The sequence below is a fragment of the Vibrio sp. 1F279 genome (assembly GCF_041439815.1).
Lineage (GTDB): Bacteria > Pseudomonadota > Gammaproteobacteria > Enterobacterales > Vibrionaceae > Vibrio > Vibrio tasmaniensis_A.
Window position 1 is genome coordinate 1 of the sequence record NZ_JBGOOU010000080.1, and the last position, 5801, is coordinate 5801.

At 42.1% G+C, this 5801-nt stretch carries 4 protein-coding genes and 1 pseudogene; all 5 read left to right on the plus strand.

The window, feature by feature from the left end; all coding sequences use genetic code 11:
- Nucleotides 1-441 precede the first annotated feature (441 nt).
- A pseudogene (locus tag ACED60_RS25065) lies at nt 442-925 on the plus strand (integrase core domain-containing protein); the annotation flags it as partial.
- A 1578-nt stretch (nt 926-2503) separates the two neighbouring features.
- Nucleotides 2504-3013, plus strand: a complete 510-nt coding sequence (locus tag ACED60_RS25070) for a hypothetical protein (protein ID WP_102258285.1) — start codon at nt 2504-2506, stop codon at nt 3011-3013.
- A 766-nt stretch (nt 3014-3779) separates the two neighbouring features.
- On the plus strand, nt 3780-4301 hold the full coding sequence (locus ACED60_RS25075; protein ID WP_261378918.1) for an RNA-guided endonuclease TnpB family protein: 522 nt from the start codon (nt 3780-3782) through the stop codon (nt 4299-4301).
- Nucleotides 4247-4369: a transposase gene (locus ACED60_RS25080; RefSeq protein WP_198592117.1), complete on the plus strand. Its 123-nt coding sequence runs from the start codon at nt 4247-4249 to the stop codon at nt 4367-4369. Before ACED60_RS25075 ends, ACED60_RS25080 begins: the two co-directional genes overlap by 55 nt.
- A gap of 882 nt (nt 4370-5251) precedes the next feature.
- Nucleotides 5252-5801, plus strand: a 550-nt coding sequence (locus ACED60_RS25085; protein ID WP_371728687.1) for an Ig-like domain-containing protein, incomplete at its 3' end; no start/stop codon positions are given.

The window sequence follows — 5801 nt, forward strand, 5'->3', positions numbered from 1 at the left end:
ATAGCATGATCTTCTCATTGCAAAAAATCAAGCTCCTTCAATGATCACGGGTATAACTCCTTTTTTTTGTAAAACCAATATTTTCTCCGCCGAGGCTATTTAGGAATATTTTTGATGGTGAGTTGATAAACATCTTCCTACTCCCAGTATCGAAGCTCTCAAGACATGAAGATCCAGTAACTCTACATGTGAACACATTCACGTCGATTGTGTGAGTGGTGATACCTCCATCTTCAGCTGTCGTGACTGTCGTGCTGCCAACCGCAACCCCTGACAACCAGCCAGTAGGTGTCATCGTTGCCGTGCTCAGCTCATTCGACGTCCACGTCAAGGAATCGCTTACATCGTATGAAGTGTTATCGCTGTATGTTGCCGTCGCCATTAATGACCTTCCACAACGGAATTTATGAGGGGGTGACCGCAAGCGAGGTGAGGACCGCAGCGGTAAGCAATGGCTCTTCGGGAGCGAGAACTATTGCTGATCTGGTGATAAATCAAGGCGTAGCTCTGAGCCGTTATCTAGCAACAAAGCTAATGAAAACGCTTGGTTCGATTAGCTGTCAATTACCGAGACATCAGTATAGGAAAGCCTAAAGGGGCTACATTCCACAGCGAGCAAGACAGTCACTAGATGAGTAGAAAATATCGTCAGTTACTGTGGCGTTTTCAGATAAAACAAAGTTTATCTCGACGAGGAAATTGCTGGGAGATTGCTCCAATGGAACGTTTCTTTAGAAGCTTAAAGACGGAGTGGATCCCAACAGTAGGTTATCGTAGCTTTTCTGAGGCTCAACAATAAATTATCCAATACATCATTGGCTATTACAGCCAATTGAGGCCACATCACTATAATGGTGGCCTCACACCTAATGAATCAGAGAGATTGTCTTGGGTACCCTCTAAAACCGTGGCCAATTTCAGTTGACCACTACACATAGCAAAAAATTATAAGCAACCTACTTTTGTAGGTTTGATACTAGGATGAATAACTGTCCCATTAGTATGGGCTAGAGACACTGGTTCAGTTTCTAGAACTGTGCACTTAGGTCCTAAGCGCTTATATATTTTAGGATGCATCTGAGAGAGAATCGAGGTAAAACTTTTATAGTCAGGACTTTCTAAATGCACCGCGCGACAAGTTCCAATAGGAAAGTACGTATGTATTGCCTCAGGGGCTAAAGCCGAATCCTCATAGATGTCACTTAGCTTTACTTTTACCGGGTTCAACTCACATCCCTCAAACGTCCCATTTTTCTTGTACCTATAGTCACTAGGCTTCTCTGTTAAAGGATTAAAAGTATGGCCATAGTAAGAGTCTGTACAATTTCCTCCAATATACTTGTTGTCCTTGTCATAAAGACATAAGCGCGTACGCATGATTAAGCTGTTGTAGCAAGACGGGACTCTAAGATTTCTTACGGTGGTTTTCTTGCCTATTGGTATGAAACCACCTCTGGACCCCTGACAAGTTGCGCGCGTTCCACCGGAATCAAAATATTGATAACCCAACTTCCCACCTCTCAGAGAATCTAAAATGAGGTCATCAAGATAGGTGAGCTCCCGAGTATCTTTCTCTCTAAGTATAGGGTAGAGAAATGCTTGATCACTCAATTGTGGTCCCTCATAAAATGTCACGTAACTATTTGATAAATCGATCGCTCTAGCATTAAAGGAGAGAAAAAAACAACTCAAATAGAACAGTATTCTTGTCCTTGTGTACATATATTACTACCTTTGATTAAAATCAGTTAAACGAGGCTCCACCTAACTCTTAATGCAGACCGAATACTAATAAATTAACTATCAATTATGTTTTCCTTACAAGTGAGTCCAATCGAGTATTGAGAATGACATTTCTTTGATTTTACTAGTCTTTTAAATCAAAAATTTTGCGATTAGGTGGTGGGTTGGCATTAATTGAAGCGATAGCAAGATAAGAAAGTTTAGATTATTGTTATTTTTAGCCTGTATTTTGGGGGTGACAGGACCCCTGTAAAAGAGAAATTTGATATTAATGTAAATACAGTGTGGTTAAATCTACACCCCAACCCCTGCAATCGTGGGTCGGCTGACATTTTGGATTGATGAAAAAGTGATCCAACAATGGCAACGGACCAAGCAAGGTGATCGTGGAAGACCTCGTTTGTTTAGCTAATCACTTTACCGGAGCAAAAGGTAGCCTCATCACCCCTCTAGAATTGTCTGAGGCTGGCTTTGAGATGAAGAACGTCCTATTTCGAAGGCGTGGCCAGAACGCTTGCGCTTCCTCACTCCTTTCACTGACTTTAATTAAGTTCGAGTAAAGGCTTATTGTCTTATGTGCCTATTTCCCTTTCGACTCACATCATTTGATGGGCTCACAGGCTGTTAACCGTGATCGTTCTGAACCCCAATGACAAGGGTATATGAACGCTTCGCGCCCTTGTCCTTGAGAACCAAGAACGTTTGCCGGACAGCCAAGCGGCTCCATAAAAGTGATACTCAAACAGAAAGGAAACTCCTCATGGTACAACGACACTCAAGCCTAACTCTCTCTAAATCAAAGTTCAGCGACCAGCGTTTCGCCGCTGGGCACGAAAGCTCACCAAAAAATGATGTCTCTAGATCTTTGGCGGTCTTGAAGTTGCGCTATCAAGTCAAAAAGTGTCGTGATGAGGCGAAAAGAAAGTCTGATTGGGTTTCCAAAATCCAGCGTTTAAAAATGTTCAGTCGTCGTCAGTCGCCAGAGCAACAGGCTGATATCGCGTCGTTAAAAGGCCAAGGGTTCGTTGAAGCTATCAAGCAGCAGTTTCCGCAATTGGTGTCGCGTCGTTTTGCTTTCCATGAAATCCGTGACTTTTTCATTGAATTAAATGGCGCTGGCTTTGGTGAATGGTTTCTTCACGAGCGAGCGGATCACATTATTCTGTACACCACTTACGGGTCTGTGTTTCCAGCGTTGCGATTCGTGCAAACGGAGGAGGGGACGTTTAAGTGCTCAGGGTTTTGTTTTGATGTGCGTTTTGGCGTTTAGAGGGTCACATGAAAATACGTTCTACGGTTTCCTCTGACATATCCAGGCACGTGATTTGGGTGAATTCAATCGACTTCTTAATACTAAAGGCACCGGGGGGAGGGGTGAGTATCAGAGTGTGTGACTGTGCTACCACCATTAAACAAATGCGAGAAGACGACGCCTATGCGAAGAAAACGGAAAAGACGACAGAAACAACCTCCGAGCATCGCGCGTCGGCCAAAGGTTTACTCTCTTGTCTGTATAACGATTAAGGTCGGCTGATGCGCGACGGCATCAAACCCTCATAAGGTAAGGCCATCAATAGGTCTGAATTTTGTTTCGATATTCCAGTCGTTTTCGGCATTCAATCGGTTCGGGTTTGTTATACGAGCAACGCTTTTGCTCTTTGTGAGCACCAGGCGATTATGCGTATTGTAACTACCAAGCAACTTTGTCTTGGAGTGGTGATTTTTTCAAAACTTACTGAATCCTAAAAAGGACATCAAGCCACTACTTGCAGTTGCCAAGAAATCGCGTAAATACCACTGGTTGAAGCAAGATGATTCAACCGTCTTGTAGCAATCTGTACTCAATCGTCACCAAGCCTTTGATAACTTCTTTAATCCGAAGTTGAAAGCCAAGTACCCACATTCAAACGTAGACACGGTAAGCAATCGAGCTATCACTGTGTTGGTGTAAAAGTCTTTGATGGTGCATCAAACTCCCGAAAATAAAGCCTGTAGAGGCGAATAATCACCGTGAGATTGTAGGCAAGGTTAAGAGCATTACGTTAAGCAAGGTAACTGGTATTGATCTAGGTCTATTTCATTTTGCTATTGAATCGAACGGTAGAAAGACAGCTAACCCAAGATTTGTAAAACGTGCTGAGAAGAATCTCAGACGAAAGCAGCGTCAGCTATCTAGAAAAGCAAAAGGCAGTGCCAATCGAGCAAAAACTAGATTGCTCGTTGCCAAATGCCACGAAAAAGTGGCTAACGCTCGTGCTGATTTTCAACATAAGCTTTCTCGAACTCTCGTTGACGAAAACCAAGCGGTGATAATTGAGACATTGAAATCAACAAACATGATGAAAAGCCGCAAACTGGCGAAACACATAGCGGACGCCTCATGGCATAGTTTTGTCTTTAAGTTGGAGTACAAACTAAAAGAGCAAGGCAAATATCTAGTTAAACTAAATCAGTGGGACGCAAGCTCTAAACGTGCTGTTGTTGCGGTCATAAAGTGGAAGAAATGCCCTTATCGGTTTGCAAGTGGGATTGTCCATCAGGCGGCACTACAGACATAAATCGTGACTTAAACGCCGCCCTTAATATCCGTGATAAAGGCCTTCTAGAATTAAAGGCGGTTGGATAATCGTCTCTGCTTATGGAAGCTGCGTAAGTCTTGATACTATCGAGCAATGGCTAACGAAATAAGAAGCATCGCCCAATAGGCGGTGAGTAGTCACTTAGATAGATACGCTGAAAACCCAAGCAAACGAGGGAAGAGCTCCTAGTTTTTTAAGGACTTAATAGCATTTTTCTAGCTAGGCATAGACCTTCGGATCTTGTCACTTTGGGCAAAAAGTAAAAATAGAGTAAAGCAGATGATGGCAAGTCCTAAAGATATTCCTAGTATTAATAAGCTTTCTTCACATATTAGAGGTAAGGCTATTGATAAAAAAGCGAGCAGGACAACAAATAGTTCACATCCTCCCCCGAAAATAGGATGCTGATGACGAAATACTGCCCATTGATAAACCATTGTTGATAATCTCCTTGCAGCTGAGCTCAGCTTAGTTCTTTCTCTTTAGTTAAAATACGTTAACACTATCAATACTGTATGGGGGGGGGATTTTTATTATTTATTTTTAATTAATTATCTGCCAATTTTAAACGCTAAAGTTAGTACTATTTGAAAGCGAAATACAGGGTTTATTCATGATTATATTTATAAATAAAGATAATTAATTAAAAATATAAAATCATTGCTTTAAGTTAAATAATTTATTAATTATCTTAAATGATTGTCATTTCCTCTGCTATTAATCGAATTTATAAGAATCATTTTTAATTTATAACCATACTAGCTATAGCCATGAATAAAATTATCTCCCTTTATATATTAATTATACTCTTCTTGGCAGGTTGTAATTTAGAATTGTCAGAAGAGGTTGATGTAAAACCAGCAATAACATTAGAACGGATCGATATTAGCGTCTCCTCATCAGGAATTCGGGGAACAAGTAAATTAACGATGAGGAAGGGGAACAAAAAAGCTTTCGTCGCAGTAGGTTATTATTCTGATCACTCTTCAAAGGTGCTAACTGATTTAAGCATTTGGCGCTCTAATAACAAGAACATTGGATATTTTGTAGAACCGGGACAATTAATTGGCAAAGCGTTAGGATTTATAAAGATCACAGCCACTAAAGATGGAGTCACCAGTAACACAGTGGACGTGGAGGTGACCAATGCCATCGTCACCTCGCTCACCGTCACGCCTTCACAGGTCTTAGTCGCGAAAGGTCAAACACAACAGTTACTTGCAACAGCGACCTACAGTGATGGGACCTCATCAGATGTCAGCCGTTCGGTCACGTGGACACCGGATGAACCACAGACAGCAACGGTCACGCCTACTGGTTTATTGTCTGGGGACACAGTCGCCACCACGACGGTTGAGGCTTTCCTAGACGGAGTCACCAGTAACACAGTGGACGTGGAGGTGACCAATGCCATCGTCACCTCACTCACCGTCACGCCTTCACAGGTCTTAGTCGCGAAAGGTCAAACACAACAGTTAC